Origin of the sequence: Lysobacter spongiicola DSM 21749 (genome assembly GCF_900167055.1) — a bacterium.
GTDB classification, from domain to species: Bacteria; Pseudomonadota; Gammaproteobacteria; order Xanthomonadales; family Xanthomonadaceae; genus Novilysobacter; species Novilysobacter spongiicola.
In genome coordinates this window covers 59,543-78,698 of record NZ_FUXP01000001.1, presented here as the reverse complement: position 1 = coordinate 78,698, position 19,156 = coordinate 59,543, and the positions used below count along the sequence as shown (strand labels likewise).

16 protein-coding genes and 2 pseudogenes are annotated in these 19,156 nt (G+C 67.2%); 9 read left to right on the top strand and 9 right to left on the bottom strand.

What is annotated here, in order from left to right:
* Positions 1-65 precede the first annotated feature (65 nt).
* Positions 66-941 (bottom strand): DUF3298 and DUF4163 domain-containing protein, encoded by an 876-nt coding sequence (locus B5D37_RS00400; protein WP_143814070.1) that lies wholly within the window; start codon positions 939-941, stop codon positions 66-68.
* Between the two features lie 76 nt (positions 942-1,017).
* Positions 1,018-1,740 (bottom strand): pseudouridine synthase, encoded by a 723-nt coding sequence (locus tag B5D37_RS00395; RefSeq protein ID WP_200809157.1) that lies wholly within the window; start codon positions 1,738-1,740, stop codon positions 1,018-1,020.
* 125 nt (positions 1,741-1,865) lie between these two features.
* Between B5D37_RS00395 and B5D37_RS00390 the strand changes: the two genes are divergently transcribed.
* From B5D37_RS00390 to B5D37_RS00380, 3 genes are read left to right on the top strand one after another with little or no spacing between them, the layout of a single operon-like run.
* Positions 1,866-2,492: a hypothetical protein gene (locus B5D37_RS00390; RefSeq protein ID WP_078756749.1), complete on the top strand. Its 627-nt coding sequence runs from the start codon at positions 1,866-1,868 to the stop codon at positions 2,490-2,492.
* Complete coding sequence (locus B5D37_RS00385; protein ID WP_078756748.1) at positions 2,489-2,827, top strand: transcriptional regulator; 339 nt, start codon at positions 2,489-2,491, stop codon at positions 2,825-2,827. Before B5D37_RS00390 ends, B5D37_RS00385 begins: the two co-directional genes overlap by 4 nt.
* A 2-nt stretch (positions 2,828-2,829) precedes the next feature.
* Positions 2,830-3,885 carry a M23 family metallopeptidase gene (locus B5D37_RS00380; RefSeq protein WP_078756747.1) on the top strand — a complete coding sequence of 352 codons (1,056 nt, stop codon included), beginning with the start codon at positions 2,830-2,832 and terminating at the stop codon, positions 3,883-3,885.
* Here the strand turns inward: B5D37_RS00380 and B5D37_RS00375 are convergent, their stop codons facing one another.
* The 4 genes and pseudogenes from B5D37_RS00375 to B5D37_RS00365 all read right to left on the bottom strand — a co-directional run bounded on the left by B5D37_RS00375 (position 3,886) and on the right by B5D37_RS00365 (position 5,773).
* Positions 3,886-4,179 carry a GNAT family N-acetyltransferase gene (locus B5D37_RS00375; protein ID WP_078756746.1) on the bottom strand — a complete coding sequence of 98 codons (294 nt, stop codon included), beginning with the start codon at positions 4,177-4,179 and terminating at the stop codon, positions 3,886-3,888.
* Positions 4,176-4,403 (bottom strand): hypothetical protein, encoded by a 228-nt coding sequence (locus B5D37_RS14565; RefSeq protein WP_143814069.1) that lies wholly within the window; start codon positions 4,401-4,403, stop codon positions 4,176-4,178. Before B5D37_RS14565 ends, B5D37_RS00375 begins: the two co-directional genes overlap by 4 nt.
* Positions 4,404-4,610: 207 nt before the next feature.
* Positions 4,611-5,078: pseudogene (locus B5D37_RS15185) on the bottom strand (hypothetical protein); the annotation flags it as partial.
* Between the two features lie 89 nt (positions 5,079-5,167).
* Entirely contained in the window at positions 5,168-5,773 is a 606-nt protein-coding gene (locus B5D37_RS00365; protein ID WP_078756745.1) for a rhomboid family intramembrane serine protease, read from the bottom strand.
* A 128-nt stretch (positions 5,774-5,901) separates the two neighbouring features.
* On the opposite strand from B5D37_RS00365, the gene B5D37_RS00360 reads away from it, so the two are divergent.
* The 6 genes and pseudogenes from B5D37_RS00360 to B5D37_RS00335 all read left to right on the top strand — a co-directional run bounded on the left by B5D37_RS00360 (position 5,902) and on the right by B5D37_RS00335 (position 15,335).
* Complete coding sequence (locus B5D37_RS00360; protein WP_078756744.1) at positions 5,902-7,677, top strand: M14 family metallopeptidase; 1,776 nt, start codon at positions 5,902-5,904, stop codon at positions 7,675-7,677.
* A 135-nt stretch (positions 7,678-7,812) separates the two neighbouring features.
* Positions 7,813-8,984 (top strand): annotated as a pseudogene (locus tag B5D37_RS00355) (efflux RND transporter periplasmic adaptor subunit); the annotation flags it as partial.
* A gap of 93 nt (positions 8,985-9,077) precedes the next feature.
* On the top strand, positions 9,078-12,230 hold the full coding sequence (locus tag B5D37_RS00350) for an efflux RND transporter permease subunit (RefSeq protein ID WP_078756743.1): 3,153 nt from the start codon (positions 9,078-9,080) through the stop codon (positions 12,228-12,230).
* On the top strand, positions 12,223-13,632 hold the full coding sequence (locus B5D37_RS00345) for an efflux transporter outer membrane subunit (protein WP_078756742.1): 1,410 nt from the start codon (positions 12,223-12,225) through the stop codon (positions 13,630-13,632). Before B5D37_RS00350 ends, B5D37_RS00345 begins: the two co-directional genes overlap by 8 nt.
* A gap of 4 nt (positions 13,633-13,636) precedes the next feature.
* On the top strand, positions 13,637-14,242 hold the full coding sequence (locus B5D37_RS00340; protein WP_159447310.1) for a TetR/AcrR family transcriptional regulator: 606 nt from the start codon (positions 13,637-13,639) through the stop codon (positions 14,240-14,242).
* 37 nt (positions 14,243-14,279) lie between these two features.
* Complete coding sequence (locus B5D37_RS00335; RefSeq protein ID WP_078756740.1) at positions 14,280-15,335, top strand: lipid A deacylase LpxR family protein; 1,056 nt, start codon at positions 14,280-14,282, stop codon at positions 15,333-15,335.
* Positions 15,336-15,375: 40 nt separating this feature from the next.
* Here the strand turns inward: B5D37_RS00335 and B5D37_RS00330 are convergent, their stop codons facing one another.
* The 3 genes from B5D37_RS00330 to B5D37_RS00320 are packed head-to-tail and all read right to left on the bottom strand — an operon-like array spanning position 15,376 to position 19,110.
* Positions 15,376-17,898 (bottom strand): excinuclease ABC subunit UvrA, encoded by a 2,523-nt coding sequence (locus tag B5D37_RS00330; RefSeq protein WP_078757408.1) that lies wholly within the window; start codon positions 17,896-17,898, stop codon positions 15,376-15,378.
* A 15-nt stretch (positions 17,899-17,913) separates the two neighbouring features.
* The gene (locus B5D37_RS00325) at positions 17,914-18,483 is read right to left on the bottom strand and encodes a 2'-5' RNA ligase family protein (protein WP_078756739.1); all 570 of its coding nucleotides are present in this window, start codon (positions 18,481-18,483) and stop codon (positions 17,914-17,916) included.
* Positions 18,484-18,492: 9 nt separating this feature from the next.
* Positions 18,493-19,110: an alpha-ketoglutarate-dependent dioxygenase AlkB family protein gene (locus B5D37_RS00320; RefSeq protein ID WP_078756738.1), complete on the bottom strand. Its 618-nt coding sequence runs from the start codon at positions 19,108-19,110 to the stop codon at positions 18,493-18,495.
* Positions 19,111-19,156 lie beyond the last annotated feature (46 nt).

The following is a 19,156-nucleotide window of genomic DNA, read 5'->3' as shown; positions in this document are numbered from 1 at the left end:
CTGATCGAGCAGCAAAGCCCAAGGAGCCGCCCGGAGTGATCCGGGCGGCTTTTTCATGTCCTCGCCTAGCCCGCGGCAGCCCCGAACAGCCCGCGGTACGCCGGTGCGATGTGTGGAAGCAGCACCGAAGCAGGTACTTCGACCTGCTGGGTACCATCCGAGTAGGGACCGACCTGATAGGGAGGAAAGACGAAGCGCAATCCCGTCAGTGTCTCCCCATCCCCTGCCATGGGCTCGAAGCGTGAGAAATTCTCCGGCTTCGGTGCCGTCCCTTCATCGATCATGAGCCCCGCATTCGCCACCAGGCGTGCCCGGTCCTCCGCGGGGAGGTCGTCCGCGTCCACGCGCTGCGACAGTGCGGTATGAAGCTGCTCGCGCACGTAGTTTGAAATCGCCTGCCAACCATCGGGTTTCGGTACCAGGTCCCGCGCGCCCAGCATGCGGTCCTCGCGCGGCAACCAGACGAATCGTTCCAGCAGGGGGGTGCCATGGGCGCCGCCGGTATAGCGCGTACCGTCCGCCGCATAGGCGACCAGGCCCGGTTGGTTCAGCACCTCGGTGAACGTCAGGGAGAGATCGTAGAGTGAGCCGTCCTCGGCTCCCGAGCGCCGCCTCGCCTCGACCGCCTCCATCAGCTCGGCTCGCTCGGCGGATGCGTAGCGCTCCAGCTCCCTGGCCAAACCGGGGTACTGCTTCGCCGAATGCGGATAGGTGATGCCCACCACGTAGTCGGACTCGACCTCCACCACATCCTTCAGCTCCGGGGCAGGAAGATTCTCCTCCAGGTCGGTGGCAACGTGGCCGTCGTCAGGCGTTCCGCCCGGTGGACTGGCCGTCGTGACTTGCGGGGCGGTCGGGGTGTCCGGCTCGCGGTCGCATGCCGGCAGCAGGACTGCCAGCACGCCGATGACCAGCGCGTGCTTCAAGAACGAGTGTTGCATCGAAGATCCCTCCTGATTCAGCGGGACCTTATCGGCGCAGGCGTGATGTCCGGATGCAGGGTCCGGCCGCGAGCCTCTACCAGTCGGTACGCAGTGGCAGCAGGCCGCGCAGTTCGGCATCGGTGAGGTTGCGCCACTGGCCCGGCTTCAGGCGGCCGAGCTTGACGTTGCCGATGCGCACCCGGACCAGTTGCTTGACCCGGTACTTGAAGTGGGCCGCCATCAGGCGGATCTGCCGGTTCAGGCCCTGCACCAGCACGATGCGGAAGCCATAGCGGCCCAGCTTGCCGGTCTTGCAGGGCAGCGTGACCTGGCCGTGCAGCGGGACGCCCTTGGCCATGCCGCGCAGGAACTCCGGCGTCACCTCGTGGTTGACGGCGACCAGGTACTCCTTCTCCAGCTTGTTTTCCGCCCGCAGGATCTCGTTGACGATGTCGCCGTTGCTGGTCAGCAGGATCAGGCCCTCGGAATCCTTGTCGAGCCGGCCGATCGGGAAGATGCGCCGTTCGTGGCCGACGAAATCCACGATGTTCTCCTTGACCGCCGATTCGGTGGTGCACACCACGCCCACCGGCTTGTTGAGCGCGATGTAGACATGTTGCTTCTGGCCCTTGGCCACCGAGCGTGCGCGCAGCGCCTGACCGTCGATCCTGACCTCGTCGCCCTCGCCCACCTCCGAGCCGACGCGCGCGCGAATGCCGTTGACCGTGACCCGGCCTTCGCCGATGAGGCGGTCGGCTTCGCGGCGGGAGCAGAAGCCGCTCTCGCTGATGTGTTTGTTGAGTCGCATGCGGGGCATCGGTATCGCGTGGGGCGCACAGGCTGGCACAAGGCCCAGCGCTTGGCGAGCGGAACCGGACGCGGGGAGGCCTTGACATATAAAGTTTGTGACGCAAACATGTTTGTCGATCACAGGAGACAGCCATGAACGACCGCACCGACCAGCTCGCCGACGTGACCGAGCGCTACGCCCGCTACTCGCGCAGCGCAGGGGGCCTGAGCCTGGTGATCGGCAGCATCCTGATGGTGCTCGCTTTCGCGCTCGGCCCGGCTGCGGCCGAAGCGCCCTGGCTCCGCCTGGTACTGATCTCGGCGCCGGTCCTGTGGTTGCTGTCGAAGGAACTGCTGCGGATCTTCTATTACCAGCGCGAGGGAGCAGCGGTCGAGCGGGTGTCCGACAAGCTACGGCGCCAGCACCGTGGCATGGTCATCTACCTGGCCGCAGTGTCGCTGCTGATCCTGCTCGGCAACCTCTTCCTCGGCGGGCTGGAGCAGTGGGACTGGCCGCGGATCGGCTACCTCGTCTTCGTGCTCGCACTCCCGCTCATCGCCGCCCGCTGGTTCTGGTCGGTCAGCGATTTCCTGGTCGGCGTACTGCTGTTCTGCCAGGCCGCCATCGTGACCGGCGGTGGCCACTACCCCGGCTACTGGCTGCTGCTGGCACTCCTGTATGCGGCGATCGCAGTGCCGGTCGGGGTGCGCGAGCACCGCGACTACCTCTGTCTAAGGCGCGAACTCGAGCAACTCGCCGCGCCGGCGGAGCACGCATGAAGCCTGCGACCCGGCACGCAGTCGACGGTGTCCTCGCCGTCGACCGGCTGGTGCACGAGCCGGCCCGGTTGGCCATCCTTACGGTGCTGGCGAACGCCGAAGCCGTCGAGTTCGGGTTCCTGGAAACAGTGTGCCGGCTCAGCCGCGGAAACCTCTCCAGCCACCTTTCGAAGCTGGAGGCCGGTGGGCTGGTCGAGATCGAAAAGAGCTTCAAGGGCAAACGGCCGCTCACGCGCGCTTCCATTACCGCAGGCGGCCGAGAGGCACTGGAGAAGTACAGGCGGCAGATCGCCGCGCTGGTAGGCATGACCGACACGAACCAGAAGGAGACGTAGCCATGAAACTGCTCGATCTGTTGAAGTCCTCCTTATTGTTGCTGGCACTCGCCGCGCCCACTGCCGTTGGTGCGACAGGCCAGCAGGCAACGTCATCCCTCCTGCCACCGGAAACAAGCGTGACTACGCGAGAGCGGACCTTGGCCGAAGGACGGCAACTCTCACGCCTGTTCCTGGAAGGCGACACCGACACGGTCTGGGACCGGATGGGGCCTGACATGCGCCAGGGTTTGGGCAGCCCATCGAACCTCGCCGGGTTCCGCAAGCAGGTGGGTGACCAGCTCGGCGAAGAGACGGCAGTGCAGGATGAGGCGGCGCTGGTGGAAGACGGCATCCGGGTGTACCGCCGCGTATCCACCTGGTCCCAGCACTCCGGTCCGATCCTCATGACATGGGCTTTCGATGATGAGGGGATGGTGGTCGGCTTCTTCGTCCGGCCCCAGCCCCAGACTGCCGCCTCGACACGGCTCGACTACCAGACGCAGGCCCGCTTGCGCCTGCCCTTTGGTGGGCAGTGGAAGGTCTTCTGGGGTGGCCGGACGCTGGAGCAGAACTACCATGCGGAATCGACGGGCCAGCGCTTTGCCTACGACTTCGTGCGCGAGGTCGATGGCAGTTCGCACTCCGGCAATGGCGCCGCACTCGAGGACTACCACTGCTGGGGCGAACCCATCCTCGCGCCAGCGCCTGCCACGGTGGTTGCCGTGGTGGACGGGCTGCCCGACCAGCCGATCGGCACGACCAATGCGCAGGCGCCCGCCGGCAACCACGTGATGCTCGATCTGGGTCGCGGCGAGTACGCCCTGCTGGCCCACTTCCAGCAGGACAGCCTGCAGGTGGCGACCGGTGACGAGGTAGCCGCTGGCGATGTCCTCGGGCGCTGTGGCAACAGCGGCAATACCAGTGAGCCGCACCTGCACTTCCACCTGCAGGATTCACCGGTATTCGGGAAGGGCTCCGGCCTTCCGGCCTACTTCAACGACTACATCGCCGATGGCAAACCGGTGGCGCGCGGCGAGCCGCTGCGCCACCAGCTGGTCGAACCGGCGGGAGAATGATCAACCGTTTGCGATGACCAGGTCCGCATACTCCGGGTGCCGCCCCGCCCATGCTTCCGCATAGGAACACGCGGGCCTGACCCGGATGTCCCCTGCGCGCGCATGGTCGAAGGCAGCGCGGGTCAACGCCCCTGCGACGCCCCGCCCCCCGATGGCATCGGGCACCCGGGTATGGGTGATGACCATCACACCCTCCTCCATCCGGTACGCCAGTTCGGCCTCGGTCCCTTCAACCTCGGCCCTGAACCGGCCGGCCCCGGGTTGGTGCTCCACATCAACGCGTGACTGGTTCATCGGCTGTCCCGCTTGCCCTGGTTATGCCGATCCCGGGTGCTGATGCTTCCCTGGGTTCCGTCCAGCCGCACCTCGGCGGCATGCAGCTCCTCCGCCTTCGCCCGCGCCTCGGGTGACTGGTAGGACTCGTCCTTGACCCCGACGCCGCCGTCGAGCGCCTGCCACGGCTGCTGCGAGCGTGCCTGCGCCTGCTTCTCTTCCAGCAGGCGCCGGGTGTTCGCCAACGCCTGCTCGGGGGTGATGCCTTTGCGTGCCCGTTTGGCTGCCTTCTTCTTGCCTGCCGGCCTTGCCACCGGACGCTTGCTGGCCGTCGACTTCTTCGCCGCCGCGCTCTTCGCTGGCGCCTTCCTGACGGAAACCTTCTTTGCCTTGCCGGAGCTGCTCTTGCTCGCCGCGGTCTTTTTTACCGCCTTCTTGGCGGTCAGCTTGCGTGCGGAGGCCTTCTTGGCGGCGGAGCGCTTGGCTGTTGCCTTCTTGGCGGCTGCCTTCTTGGCGGTTGTCTTGCTGGTGGCTGCCTTCTTCGTGGCCGACTTCTTCGTCGCCACCTTCTTGGCGGGTGTCTTCCTTGTCGCCGCCTTCTTCGTAGCCGACTTCTTCGCGGGTCTCTTCGTGGTCGTCGTCTTCTTCGTAGCCGACTTCTTCGCGGGTCTCTTCGTGGTCGTCGTCTTCTTCGTAGCCGACTTTTTCGTCGCTGCCTTCTTCGCGGTCGTCTTCCTGGTCGCTGTCTTCTTCGTGGCCGACTTCTTCGTCGCCGCCTTGTTCGCTGTCGACTTCCTCGTCGATGCCGCGGTCTTTGCTGACTTTTTCTTCGCAGCCGATTCGCTCGACGCTGCGGCCTTGGTGGACTTGCGGTTGGTGGTGCTCTTCTTGCTCGCCTTGCGGGCTCGGGTCGTCGCCATGCCATCCTCCATCGCTGATGCTTGATGCCTCGATAGCACGATATGCATACACGGTGGGTGAGCGTTGCCCTAGCGGGTCGCCGGGAGCATCAGCCGAACGAGGGGCTCATCAGGGCACTCAGGAAGTGCGGCCCGATGCGCGGCTCCATCAGCAGCATGAACAACACGCCGTAGATCGCGCCCGACAGATGCGCGTTGTGGTTGGTGTTGCCTCCGCCTTGCCGGTCCATCCAGAACGAATAGCCGACGAAGAACACGCCGTAGACGATCGCGGGTACCGGCAGGAAGAAAATGAAGATCAGCGACCACGGCTGCACCAGGATGAAGGCGAACAGCACCGCCGATACCGCGCCCGAGGCCCCGAGACTCCGGTAGTTAACGTCCTGCCGATGGCGCAGGTAGGTCGGCAGGATCGCGATCACGATCGCCGACAGGTAGAACAGCACGTAGCCCACCGGCCCGATCAGCTGCCCGATCACCTGCTCGGCGAAGCGGCCGAAGAAGAACAGCGTGATCATGTTGAACAGCAGGTGCTGCCAGTCCGCATGGATGAAGCCGTGGGTCAGCAGGCGGTCGTACTGCTTCTTGCGATCGATCGCCGGCGGCCAGAGGATCAACCGGTCGATCAGCCGCGGGTTTTTGAACGCCATCCAGGTGACCCCTACGGTCACGGCGATCAGGATCAGGGTCAGCATGCTTGGGTGGTCCTGTGGGATACGGCGCGGGGGCGCCCCTCTGGGTCGATCGTCGGAGCGTACCGGAAGGTCGCGATGCCGTCTTGCAGGGGCGGTAACATCTCCGGTGTTTTCCTGGAGACGAACCGATGACACCTGCCCTGCGTTGCGCCCTGCTCGCCTGCCTGCTCCCGGCCGCCACACCCGCGATCGCGCAGGAGGCGCCATTGACCACTGTCTCCGAGCGCAGCGGCTTCGTCGAGACGGGCCGCTACGCGGAGGTGATCGAGCTGTGCGAGGCCTTCCAGGCGCGCTATCCGGATGCGGTGCGATGCACCGATTTCGGCACGTCCCCCGAGGGGCGCCCGATGAAACTGCTGGTGGTGTCCCGGTCCGGGGTCCTGACGCCGGAAGGGGCGCGGGAGGCGGGCCTGCCGGTGACCCTTATGCAGGGCGGGATCCACGCCGGGGAAATCGACGGCAAGGACGCGGGTTTCCTGGCCCTGCGCGAGTTGCTCGAAGGCGAAGCCGCGCCCGGTGTGCTGGAAAAGCAGGTCTTCCTGTTCGTCCCGGTCTTCAGCGTCGACGGCCATGAGCGTTTTGCCGCCTGGAACCGCCCCAACCAGCGTGGACCACGTGAGATGGGCTGGCGTACCACTGCCCAGAACTACAACCTCAACCGCGACTACGTAAAAGCCGATGCACCAGAGATGCAGGCCATGCTCGGCCTGATCAACGAGTGGGACCCGCTGGTGTACGTCGACCTGCACGTGACCAACGGCGCCAAGTTCCGGCACGACATCTCCATCCAGGTGGAACCGGTCAACAGCGGCGACCCGGCCCTCCGGCAAGCCGGGACCGCCCTGCGCAATGCCACCATCGACTACCTCGCAGCGCACGACGCCCTACCGCTGCCGTTCTATCCCTCGTTCGTCGTGCACGACGACCCCTCGTCCGGATTCGAAGACGGCGTGGCGCCACCCCGCTTCTCACACGGTTACATGCCCCTGCGCAACCGCATCGGCATGCTGGTGGAGACGCACTCCTGGAAGGAATATCCGCACCGCGTCCGCAACACCCATGATGCAATCCTCGCCGTACTGGAAGAAGTCGCCGACCACGGGCGTGAATGGCTGGCACTCGCCGAGGCCGCGGACGCCCGTGCCAGCCGGCTGGCATCGACCCCGGTGGCGCTGTCGCACCAGGCCACCGACCAGTGCCGCGAGATCGAGTTCCTGGGATACGCCTATACCCGCACCCCCTCGGAGGTATCGGGCGGCACGATGACCCGCTACGACGAGTCGACGCCCGAGGTCTGGAACGTCCCCCTGTGCGATGAGATCGAGCCGTCGCTCACCGTTGCCGCACCGGACGCGGGTTACCTGGTTCCGGCCGCCCATGCGGACCTGGTGGCGACGCAGCTTGAACACCACGGCATCGAGTACCGGCGCATGGATCGCGATATCAACGACGCGGCGGTTCAGGTGTTCCGGGCCGACTCGACCGGGTTCGCCGACAGTCCCGTTGAAGGCCACCAGCGCCTCGAACTCGAGGGAAGCTGGCGGGAAGAGCAGGCCGACCTGACTGCAGGCTCGCTGTTCGTCCCCATTGCCCAACCGAAAGCCCGGCTGGCGATGGCGATCCTGGAACCGCAGGCGCCGGACTCGCTGGTGGCTTGGGGACGGTTCAACAACGCCTTTGAGCGCAAGGAGTACATGGAGCCGTACGTGGCCGAGGAAGTCGCGCGGGAGATGCTGGCTGCGGACCCCGCATTGAAGGCCGAATTCGAGCGGCGGCTGGCCCGCGACGATGCGTTCGCCGCGGATCCGCGGCAGCGGCTCGATTTCTTCTATCGGCGCCATGCTTCCTGGGATGACCGCTTCAACCTGTATCCCGTGATGAGGACCGCTAAGGTCCCGCGCTAGGCCCTTCCCGCCCGTCGACCCTGACGCCCGGCCATCGCCGGGCATCTTGCTTGACAGAAAAAGAATGATCGTTCATTCTGCCGCGTCCGCCGGGCCCGGCCCGGCCCCCTATTGCCCTTGATCGAGTCCCTCCACATGCGCAAGCCCTCCCGCCTGATCCTCCTGCCGTTGGCGTTGTCCATCGCCCTTGCCGCCTGCGGCAGCGACGAAGCCGCCCAGCAGCCGCCGCCCGCGGCGGTGACGGTGATGACGCTCGAAAGCCGGCCGGTGACCCTCACCCGCGAACTCCCGGGCCGCACCACGCCTTACCTGATCGCCGAGGTCCGGCCCCAGGTGAACGGCATCGTGGAGCGCCAGTTGTTCAGGGAGGGCAGCCGCGTGGAGGCCGGGCAGCCGCTCTACCAGCTCGAAGATGCGAGCTACGAGGCGAGCACGAGCAGCGCCAAAGCAGCCCTCGCCCGCGCCGAAGCCACCCTCGAGTCGACCCGCTTGGCGGCGCGAAGGGCGAACGCGCTGGCGGAGATCGATGCGATCAGCCAGCAGGACAAGGAAAACGCAGTCGCCGCGCACCGCCAGGCCGAGGCCGACGTGGGCGTGGCACGCGCGGCACTGGCGGCTGCCAACGTGACCCTGGGCTACGCCCGCATCACCTCGCCCATCGACGGCCGGATTGGCAAGTCGACGGTGACGCGTGGCGCGCTGGTGACCGCCAACCAGGCCCAGCCGCTCGCTACGGTGCAGCAACTGGACCCGATCTACATCGACCTGACCCAGTCGGCCAGTGAACTGCTGGAGCTGCGCCGCGCATTGGCGGCCGGCACCCTGGAGAGCACCGAAGTCCCGGTCACCATCCTGCTCGAAGACGGCACCGAGTTTGCTCACAAAGGCACCCTCGCCTTCTCCGAGGTCAGCGTGGATCCGGATACGGCAGTTTCGGGTTGCGCGTGCTCGTCGACAACCCCGACGAAGTGCTGATGCCGGGCATGTACGTACGCGCCGTCATCGGAAGCGGTGTCCGTGAAAACGCGATCCTGGTGCCCCAGCAGGGCATCGCCCGGGATCCGAAGGGCAATACCACCGCCATGGTGGTCAACGCCCAGGGCCTGGTCGAGGCGAGGCCGGTGCAGGTCAGCCGCACGGTCGGCAGCGACTGGTTGGTCGAGGGCGGCCTGGCCGCCGGCGACAAGGTGATCGTCGAAGGCCTGCAGAAGATCCGTCCGGGCGCTCCGGTCCAGGCGACCGAGGCCGGAACCGACGCCGCGGAGGCGGGTGCGCCAGCCGTGCCGATGGGTGCAGCCAGCCCGGCAGAGGGTGCCGACACGCCCGCCGACGCCGCCAATCCCGATGCGGCCGATCCGGCCGCCGACGCCGCGCCGTCGCAGCAGTAAGCGGAGAACCCCATGGCACGCTTCTTTATCGATCGACCCATCTTCGCGTGGGTCATCGCGATCATCATCATGCTTGCCGGTGCACTGGCGATCTTCGCCCTGCCGGTCTCGATGTACCCGTCCGTGGCCCCGCCCTCGGTCGAGGTCCGCGCCAGCTATCCGGGCGCGTCCGCGCAGGTGGTGGAGAACTCGGTGACCCAGGTCATCGAGCAGAACATGACCGGCCTGGACGGGCTGATGTACTTCTCGTCCAACAGTTCCTCGAACGGCATGGCGACGATCTCGCTGACCTTCGAGAGCGGCACCGATCCCGACATCGCCCAGGTCCAGGTGCAGAACAAGTTGCAACTGGCGATGCCGCTGCTGCCGCAGGAAGTGCAGCGCCAGGGCGTCAACGTCAGCAAGTCCGCCAGCGGCTTCCTGCAGGTCATCGGCTTCGTGTCCGAAGACGGCAGCATGGACCGCGTGGACATCTCCGACTATGTCGGTGCCAACGTGGTCGACCCGCTCAGCCGCGTGCCGGGCGTGGGCAACATCCAGGTCTTCGGCGCCCAGTACGCAATGCGGATCTGGCTGGATCCGAACAAGCTCGATACCTACCGGCTGGCGGTGCCCGAGGTGATCGCCGCGATCCAGGCGCAGAACGCTCAGGTGGCCGTGGGCCAACTGGGTGGAACGCCGTCGGTCGAGGGCCAGCAGCTCAACGCCACCATCAACGCGCAGGACCGCCTGCAGACCCCGGAGCAGTTCCGCGACATCGTCGTGCGCGGCGAGACCGATGGCTCGGTGCTGAGGCTGGGTGACATCGCGCGGGTCGAGCTGGGCGCGGAGACCTACGACTTCATCACCCGCTACAACGGCAAGCCCGCCAGCGGCATCGCGATTTCGCTGGCGACCGGCGCGAACGCGCTCGAGACCGCCGCCGGGGTGGAAGCGGCGCTGGACGAACTGGCCCCCTACTTTCCCACCGGCCTCAAGGCGGTGGTGCCGTTCGACACCACGCCCTTCGTGCAGGTGTCGATCAAAGGCGTGATCAAGACCCTGATCGAAGCGATCGTGCTGGTCTTCCTGGTGATGTACCTGTTCCTGCAGAACTTCCGCGCCACCCTGATCCCGACGATCGCGGTGCCGGTGGTGCTGCTGGGCACGTTCGGCGTGCTCGCTGCGCTGGGCTTTTCGATCAACATGCTCACCATGTTCGCGATGGTGCTGGCGATCGGCCTGCTGGTGGACGACGCGATCGTCGTGGTGGAGAACGTCGAACGCATCATGTCCGAGGAGGGGCTGTCCCCGCTCGAGGCGACGCGCAAATCGATGGACCAGATCACCGGGGCGCTGGTCGGCATCGGCCTGGTGCTATCGGCGGTGTTCGTGCCGATGGCCTTCATGTCCGGCTCCACCGGCGTCATCTACCGGCAGTTCTCGGCGACCATTGTTTCCGCGATGGCCCTGTCGGTGCTGGTCGCCATCGTGCTGACCCCGGCCCTGTGCGCCACCATGCTCAAGCCGCTGAAGAAGGGCGAGCACCATGGCACCCGCGGTTTCTTCGGCTGGTTCAACCGGAAGTTCGACCAGGGCAGCAGCAGCTACCGGCGCGGCGTGCGTGGCGTGCTGGCCCGCCGTGGACGCTTCCTGGCGATCTTCGCGGCGATGGCGGTGGTCATGGGCCTGTTGTTCGTGCGCTTGCCCAGCTCCTTCCTGCCGCCGGAGGACCAGGGCGTGCTGATGGCACTGGTGCAGGCGCCGGTCGGCTCCACCCAGGCCCGCACGATGGAATCGATCGAACAGCTCGAGAACCACTTCCTGCAGAACGAGGCCGAGGTCGTCGAGTCGGTGTTCAGCGTGCAGGGCTTCAGCTTCGCCGGCATGGGCCAGAACGCCGGCATGGCCTTCATCAAGCTCAACGACTGGGACGAGCGCCCCGATGCCGACCAGAGCATCCAGGCGGTCGCCGGGCGCGCCATGGGTGCGCTGGGGCAGATCAAGGACGCGATGGTATTCGCCTTCGCGCCCCCGGCCATGCCCGAGCTGGGCATCGCGGCGGGCTATTCGTTCTACCTGCAGGACAACGCCGGCCAGGGCCACGAGGCCCTGCTGGCCGCACGCAACCAGTTGCTGGGTGCCGCGGCGCAGAACGAGCTGCTGGTCAACGTCCGTCCGAACGGGCAGGAGGACACGCCGCAGCTGCGGATCGACATCGACAACCAGAAGGCCAGCGCGCTCGGCCTGAGCACCGATGCGATCAACTCGACGCTGTCGCTGGCGTGGGGCGGACGCTACATCGACGACTTCGTCGACCGCGGCCGGGTCAAGCGTGTCTACGTCCAGGCCGATGCGCCCTTCCGCATGACCCCGGAGGATTTCAGCCTCTGGTCGGTCAAGAACAGTGCGGGCGAGATGGTGCCCTTCCCCGCTTTCGCCAGTTTCCACTGGGATTACGGCTCCCCGCGACTGGAGCGTTACAACGGCGTGCCCGCCATGGAGATCCAGGGCGAGGCGGCGCCGGGCGTGGCCTCCGGCGACGCGATGGACGAAATCGAGCGCCTGGCCAGCGAATTGCCCGCCGGCTTCTCGGTGGAGTGGACGGCGCTGTCCTACCAGGAGCGCGCAGCGGGTTCGCAGACGCCGCTGCTGTACACGCTGTCGCTGCTGATCGTGTTCCTGTGCCTTGCGGCACTGTATGAGAGCTGGTCCGTGCCCACGGCGGTGCTGCTCGTGGCGCCGCTCGGCATCCTCGGCGCGGTGCTGGCCAACACGATGCGCGGCATGGAGCGCGACGTGTACTTCCAGGTCGCCATGCTCACCACCGTCGGGCTGACCAGCAAGAACGCGATCCTGATCGTGGAGTTCGCCAAGGAAAACCTCGAGAGGGGCATGGAGCTGGTGGAGGCCACCATGACCGCCGTCCGCGATCGCCTGCGGCCGATCCTGATGACCTCGCTGGCGTTCGGCCTGGGCGTGTTGCCGTTGGCCATTGCCAGCGGTGCCGGCTCCGGTGCGCAGCGGGCGATCGGCACCGGCGTACTCGGCGGCATGATCGTCGGCACTGCCCTGGGCCTGTTCTTCATTCCATTGTTCTTCGTGGTCATCCAGCGCGTGTTCGTGAAGCGCGGGAAGGACCAGACGCCGCCGGCAGCCCCGGCTGGAGCCGATAGCCATGAATAAGCCAGTACCGACCGTACTCGCACTTGCCGCCAGCCTGTTCGTCGCCGGCTGCGCCACGCTGGAGCCGGACCTGCCGGAGGCCACGCCGGCCATCCCGGCGGAGTGGCCGCTGCCTCCCGACACCGCGCCCGTCGCCAGTGCGATGGTCGACGGCACCGAGGTGGTCGACATCGGCTGGCGCGAGTTCTTTGCCGACCCCAGGCTCGACGAGGTCGTGGCAAGGGCGCTGGACAACAACCGCGACCTGCGGGTGGCGGTGCTGAACGTGGAGCGTGCGCGTTCGCTGTACCGGATCCAGCGCTCCGACCGGCTGCCGTCGGTGGGCGGTGAAGTCGCGCTCAACCGCAGCGGCGGCGATGACCTGGATGTGAGCGAGAGCTACAGCGCCAGCGTCGGTATCACCGGTTTCGAGCTGGACCTGTTCGGCCGGGTACGCAACCTGAGCCACGCCGCGCTGCAGCAGTATTTCGCCACCGAAGAGGCCCGCCGCAGTGCGCAACTGGCGCTGGTGGCCGAGGTTGCCAATGTCTGGTTGGCGCTCGGCGCGGACCAGGAACTGCTGAGGATCGCCGAGGCCACCCTGGCGACGCAGGAGGATTCCCACCGCCTGACCGAGCAGCGCCAGGAGCTGGGCGCCGCCTCCGGACTGGAAGTGAGCCAGGCCCGCACGCTGCTGGAGAACGCCCGGTCCGACGTCGCCCGGTTCCGCGGCCAGGTTGCACAGGACACCAACGCGCTCAACCTGCTGGTGGGCGACGTTGTCGAATCGGCCCTGCTGCCGGAGGGTTTCGTCGCCGACGTGAGTGGCTTGCCGCCATTGCCTGCCGGCATGCCTTCCGAGGTGCTGCTGCGACGGCCCGACGTGCTTGCCGCCGAGTACCAGTTGCGCGCGGCCAATGCCGACATTGGCGCCGCCCGCGCGGCGTTCTTCCCGTCGATCACCTTGACCGGCAGCGTCGGCAGTACCAGCAGCGAACTCTCCGGCCTGTTCGACAGCGGCACCATGGGCTGGAGCTTCATCCCGCGCATCAACCTGCCGATCTTCCAGGGTGGGCGCCTGAGCGCGGCACTGGGGGTGGCCAAGGTCGACCGCGACATCGCGCTGGCCGACTACGAGCGCTCCATCCAGGCCGGTTTCCGGGAAGTGGCCGATGCCCTCGCGCTGTCGCGCACGCTGTCCGAACAGCTGGAGGCGCAAGAGGCCCTACTGGCGGCCGCGGAACGTGCGCACCGGCTATCGGAGGCCCGCTACGAAGCCGGGCTGGACAGCTTCCTGGTGTTGCTGGATGCACAGCGCACGCTGTATGCCGCCCAGCAATCGGTGGTCGCCACCCGGCTGGCGGAACAGTCGAACCGGGTCAACCTGTACAAGGCGCTGGGCGGCGGCTGGAAGGAGGGTTGAGACCATGGCCACCGAGCAGAGCAGCAAGGCGGAGGAACGGGCACGCCTCCAACGCAACCGGATCCTCGATGCCGCGCAGCAGCGCTTCATCGAGAATGGATTCCATGCCGCCAGCATGGCCAACATCGCCGATACCGCGGGGATGAGCGCGGGACTGATCTATCGCTACTTCGAGAACAAGAGCGCGATCATCCTGGCCATCGTGCAGCGCCAGCTCGAGCTGCTTCGCGACGACATCAAACTGCACCGCAAGGTCGACCTCGCGGCCGAACTGGTGTCCCACTACGGTCACGCGTGCACTACCAAGGGCAGCGGAATGAACTCCGCACTACTGCTGGAAATTTCGGCCGAGGCCACCCGCGACCCGCAGATCGCCGCCGCGCTGGACGAGTTCGATCGCACCCTGCGGGGCGCACTGGCCGAGTGGCTGGCGGGTCCACGCGAAAACGATGGCCACGGCCTGCCGCCTGCGCTGGCGCAATCGCGCGCGTTGCTGCTGCAGGTCCTGGTGGAAGGACTGAAAATACGCGAGACCCGCGAGCCCGAGCTAGACCGCGCCCTGCTCGAGACCGGGTTGCGCGAAATCGTGCCGCTGCTGATGAAGCCCTGAACGCTCCCCACCGGAACAGGTACACGGAGCACCCGCCATGCGACCGACCCGTCGGCAGACCTTCGCCTTGGGCGTGGTGCACGCTCTGACCGCCGTAACCGCCAATGCCGCTGATCGGTGCCCGCAGGCGTCGACGATGGAAGATTACCCGCCCGTGGTCAGCCTTCGCGTCGACAACGACCTGTTCGCAAACCAGGACGAGGGCTACACCAGCGGTGTCATGTTGAGCATGGTCTCGCCCAACCTGCGCGACTTCGTCGACGACCCGTGCCTCCCCGGCCCCGCGCGCTGGCTCAACACTTACCTCGCGCGCCTGCAGCCAGAGGGCTTCGACCAGCAGAACATGGTGGTGAGCATCGCCCAAGGCATCTTCACCCCGAGCAACCCGCAACCCACCAACCTGATCGAGGATGACCGTCCGTACGCCGGGGCGCTGCTGGTGAGCTTCGGGTACAACGCGCGCAAGGCCGATCGCTTGCGCACCACCCAGCTGACGCTCGGCATGGTTGGCCCGGCGTCGCTCGCCGAGTCGTCACAGGACTTCATCCATCGGCTCACCGGTTCCCAGGAGTTCCAGGGCTGGGACCACCAGATCCACAACGAGCCGGTGCTCAACCTCGTTCACGAGCAGTCGTTGCGCAGCCCCGTGGTCGCGGTTGCCGGCCCGCTCGAGTTCGATGCGATCAGCCACTGGGGCGGCGCACTTGGCAACCTGCTCACCCAGGTCAACGGCGGGTTCGAGCTCCGCCTGGGCAAGCGCCTGCCGGATGATTTCGGCTCCAGTCCAGTGCGGCCCGCAGGCAACAACACCGCCCCTCCGGTCGATGCCCGTCATACCCGAGGCTGGGCCTGGCACGGGTTCCTGGCGGCCGACGTGCGCCTCGTGCTGCGGGACATCACCCTCGATGGCAATACGTTCCGCAGCAGCCACCGGGTCGACAAGGAGCCGTGGGTCGCCGAGGCCGCGCTTGGCGTGGCGCTGACCCGCGGGCGGACCAAGTTCGCGTTCGCACGGTACTTCCGCACCCGCGAGTTCGAGGGCCAGGATCGCTTCCCGGCGTATGGAAGCTTCACCGTCAGCCGCGCGTTCTGACCATCTGCCGAACCGCTGAGGCGCTGCCACCGGACCTGTGTCAGCCTGGCGGCAGTTCGGCGGCCAGGTAACGGGCCGTGCGACTGGCCGCTGCCCGCGCCACCGCGCGTGGCGTCCCCTGCCCCACCACACGCCCGCCCTCGTCGCCGGCGCCCGGCCCGATATCGATCACCCAGTCGCTGGCTGCCGCGACCCGCATGTCATGCTCGACCACCACCACCGTGCTGCCTGCATCCACCAGCTGATCCAGTTGCTGCATCAGCAGGTCCACGTCGGAAGGATGCAGGCCGGTGGTCGGCTCATCGAGGACATAGAGCTTGCCCCGTCGCTGCTGGCGCTGGAGCTCGTTGGCCAGCTTGATTCGCTGCGCTTCGCCGCCGGACAGCTCCGGCGCCGGCTGCCCGAGCCGCAGGTAACCCAGCCCGACCTCCAGGAGCGTCTCCAGCGGGCGCAGGATCCGGGGTTCACCCGAGAAAAATCCAGCGGCGGCATCCACCGTCATGTCCAGCACCTGGGCGATGTTCTTTCCCCGGCAGGTGACTTCGAGCGTCTGCTCGTTGTAACGCGCACCGTGACAGACAGGGCACGGCACGTAGACGCCCGGCATGAACAGCAGTTCGATGCTGACCGAGCCCTCGCCGTCGCAGTTGCCGCAGCGCCCCTTGGCGACGTTGAAGGAGAACCGCCCTGCGTCGTAGCGGCGCGCCCGCGCCTCCGGCGTGGCGGCGAAGAGCTTGCGGATGGCATCGAACAACCCGGTGTAGGTCGCGAGGTTCGAACGCGGGGTTCGACCGATGGGCTTCTGGTCCACGACCACCAGGCGACGGACGTGGTCGAGCCCCCCGGCGATGTGGCCCTGCCCTTCGGAAAGCAACGGTTCTTGATCGATCGGGCTGCCTTCTTCCTGAACCGGCGCGCCCTGCCCCAGCTTCGCGCCCAGAAGCTCCACCAGTGCCTGCGCCACCAGGCTCGACTTGCCCGAGCCGGACACCCCGGTGACGGTGGTGAAGGTGCCCAGCGGCACGTCGACGTCGAGGTCCTGCAGGTTGTTGCGGGTGATGCCGCGCAACTGCAGCCACGCCTTCGCCTCGCGCGGCTGTCGCGGCTGCAGCGGCTTGCGCCGGAACAGGAAGCCCGCGGTGGATGACGCTTCCACCTCCGCCAGCCCTGCCGGTGGCCCGCTGTAAAGGACCTGCCCGCCCTGCTCACCCGCCGCGGGCCCCAGGTCGACCAGCCAGTCCGCGCGTCGCATCACTTCGGTTTCGTGCTCGACCACGAACAGCGAGTTGCCCGCCCCCTTGAGCTGGCCGAGCGCGACCAGCAGCGCCTCGGTGTCGGCAGGATGCAGGCCGGCAGATGGCTCATCGAGCACATAGACCACGCCAAACAGGTTGGAGCGGATCTGCGTCGCCAACCGCAGTCTCTGGAGTTCACCCGGCGAGAGCGTCGGCGAGGCGCGGTGGAGCGTCAGGTAGCCAAGGCCGAGCCCGATGATGATCTCGATGCGCGCGAGCAGGTCGCCCGCGATCCGGCTGGCGACGAGGGCCCTGGCGGAACCGTCCGCACCCTCGCCCGCTGCGAACGGCGACAACAGGCGGGCCAGCTGCTTCAGCGGCAGCCGCGAGATCTCGCCGATATCGAGGCCGGCGAACGTGACGGCAAGCGCGTCACGCCGCAGCTGCTTGCCGTCGCAGTCCGGGCACGTGGTGCTCACCATGTATTGCTGGATCCGCGCCCTAATCGAAGTGCTCCGGGTGCTCGCCAGCGTGTGCAATACGTAGCGCCGCGCACTGGTGAAGGTGCCCTTGTAGCTGGGGTTGTCGCCGCGCTCGACCGCCTGCCGGGTCTGCTCCGGCGTCAGGTCGCGATAGACCGGCACCACCGGCTGATCCTCGGTGAAGAGGATCCAGTCGCGCTGCTCCCGGGGCAGCTCGCGCCAAGGAATGTCGACGTCGTAGCCGAGCGTCACCAGGATGTCCCGCTGGTTCTGACCGTGCCAGGCCGGCGGCCATGCGGCGACGGCGCGCTCCCGGATGCTCAGCGAGTCGTCAGGCACCATCGACGGCTCGGTCACCTCGTGGATGCGACCCAGGCCGTGGCAGCGGGGACAGGCACCCTGCGGCGTGTTCGCCGAGAAGCCATCGGCAAGGATGAGCGGCTGGCCCTCGGGGTAATCCCCTGCGCGGGAATACAGCATGCGCAGGGAGTTGGAGATCGTGGTGATGCTGCCGACCGAGGAGCGGGTGGAGGCACCGCTGCGCTGTTGCTGCAGCGCGACCGCGGGCGGCAAGCCTTCGATGCTGTCGACGTCCGGCACTCCCGCCTGCTCGATCAGGCGTCGCGCGTACGGCGCCACCGAGTCGAGATAACGCCGTTGCGCCTCGGCGTAGAGCGTGGCGAATGCCAGCGACGACTTGCCCGACCCGGACACGCCGGTGAAAACCACGAACGCCTCGCGCGGGATGTCCACGTCGACATTGCGCAGGTTGTGCTCGCGTGCGCCGCGTACCTGGACGAAACCATCGCGGCGGGCCGACGCGTCGTCGTGATCATTCGTGGCCATCATCATCCACTCCCGTCAGCGGCCATTCCCCTTCGACCGTATATATCCGTTGCCGCCGGCACTGCGCACGAGCACGAAGCGGTCCACCGCCCAGCGCAGCGGACCGACCGCCCCGGTCGCCAACGGTACGCGGCTGTCGCGGATGACCGTGACGTGCGGAACCAATGTCTTGCCCGACTTCGGTGGAACGCCCGCCTGCACCAGACAACGCCCCAGCACCTCCCACAGCCGCCGCAATCCGGTTGGCATGTTGCTGCACCCGAGCCACCCGGTAGCACCGAAGCTGCCGGAACGGTCCAGAGCCAGGTCGAACGGCGCGAGCTCCTGCGCCGCAGATCGCGCTGCCTGGCACGCCCGGTGCAACAGGTCCGGCGGCAGCGGCGAGAAGACACCGAGGAACTGGAGCGTGAGGTGGTAGCGAGCGGGCCGCAGCCGCCGCCCGCCTACTGCATGCCTCGCCTGCAGGCGGTCGACTTCGTCGGCGATGCGCGTGCGCAGGTCGCCGCTGGGCCAAAGCGCGAAGAACAGTCGTTGGGTTTCGGCCGCCGGCCCGAACAGGTCCGGTGGTTGGAGATCTGATTGCATCGGCAAAGTCTATCCGGCCGCCGGCGGCCGGACCCGGAACGCCAGGCTGATGCGGGGCCCGACCGGCTCGCGCGTTTTCGGCACACCGTGCTCGTAGTGCAACTGCGACTGGTGGCTCATCAGCAACAGGCTGCCGGGCTCAAGGTCGATGTGGATGCCACGGTGCCCGGACTGCTTCGAGCGGATGGTCATCCGTCTGACAGACCCCAACGACAGCAGCGCGATGGGGTGGCCGGCCACAAGGCTGTGCAGCTTGTCGTTGTGCGGGGCCACGCTGTCACGACCGTCGCGGTAGTAGTTGAGCCCGACCGAATTGAACGGCACGGCCAAGCTGTCGCGCAGCAGCGCGCCGGCGTCGCGCAGGCAGTCGGGTAGGCCACCATCCTCCAAGTGCCATGACGCCACCAGTCGCGGCACGTCCACCACCCGGTCGTACATCGGCCGTTGCTGCGCCTTCCACGGCACGTGCTCGCGCAGCCAATCGAACCATTGGTCCGCCACCGGCCGGTCAATGAGCCCCGGGTGGTAAGAGACGCCACCTTCGGCATCGTGCAACAGCGAGAGCGGCCCGGTATCGAACAGCCCCGCCTGTGCGGGGGCTACCGGAGGGATGGATGCGGCACACATGGGACGATGATCCCGCGACCGCGTCTCAATGGATGAGCCGGCAGTG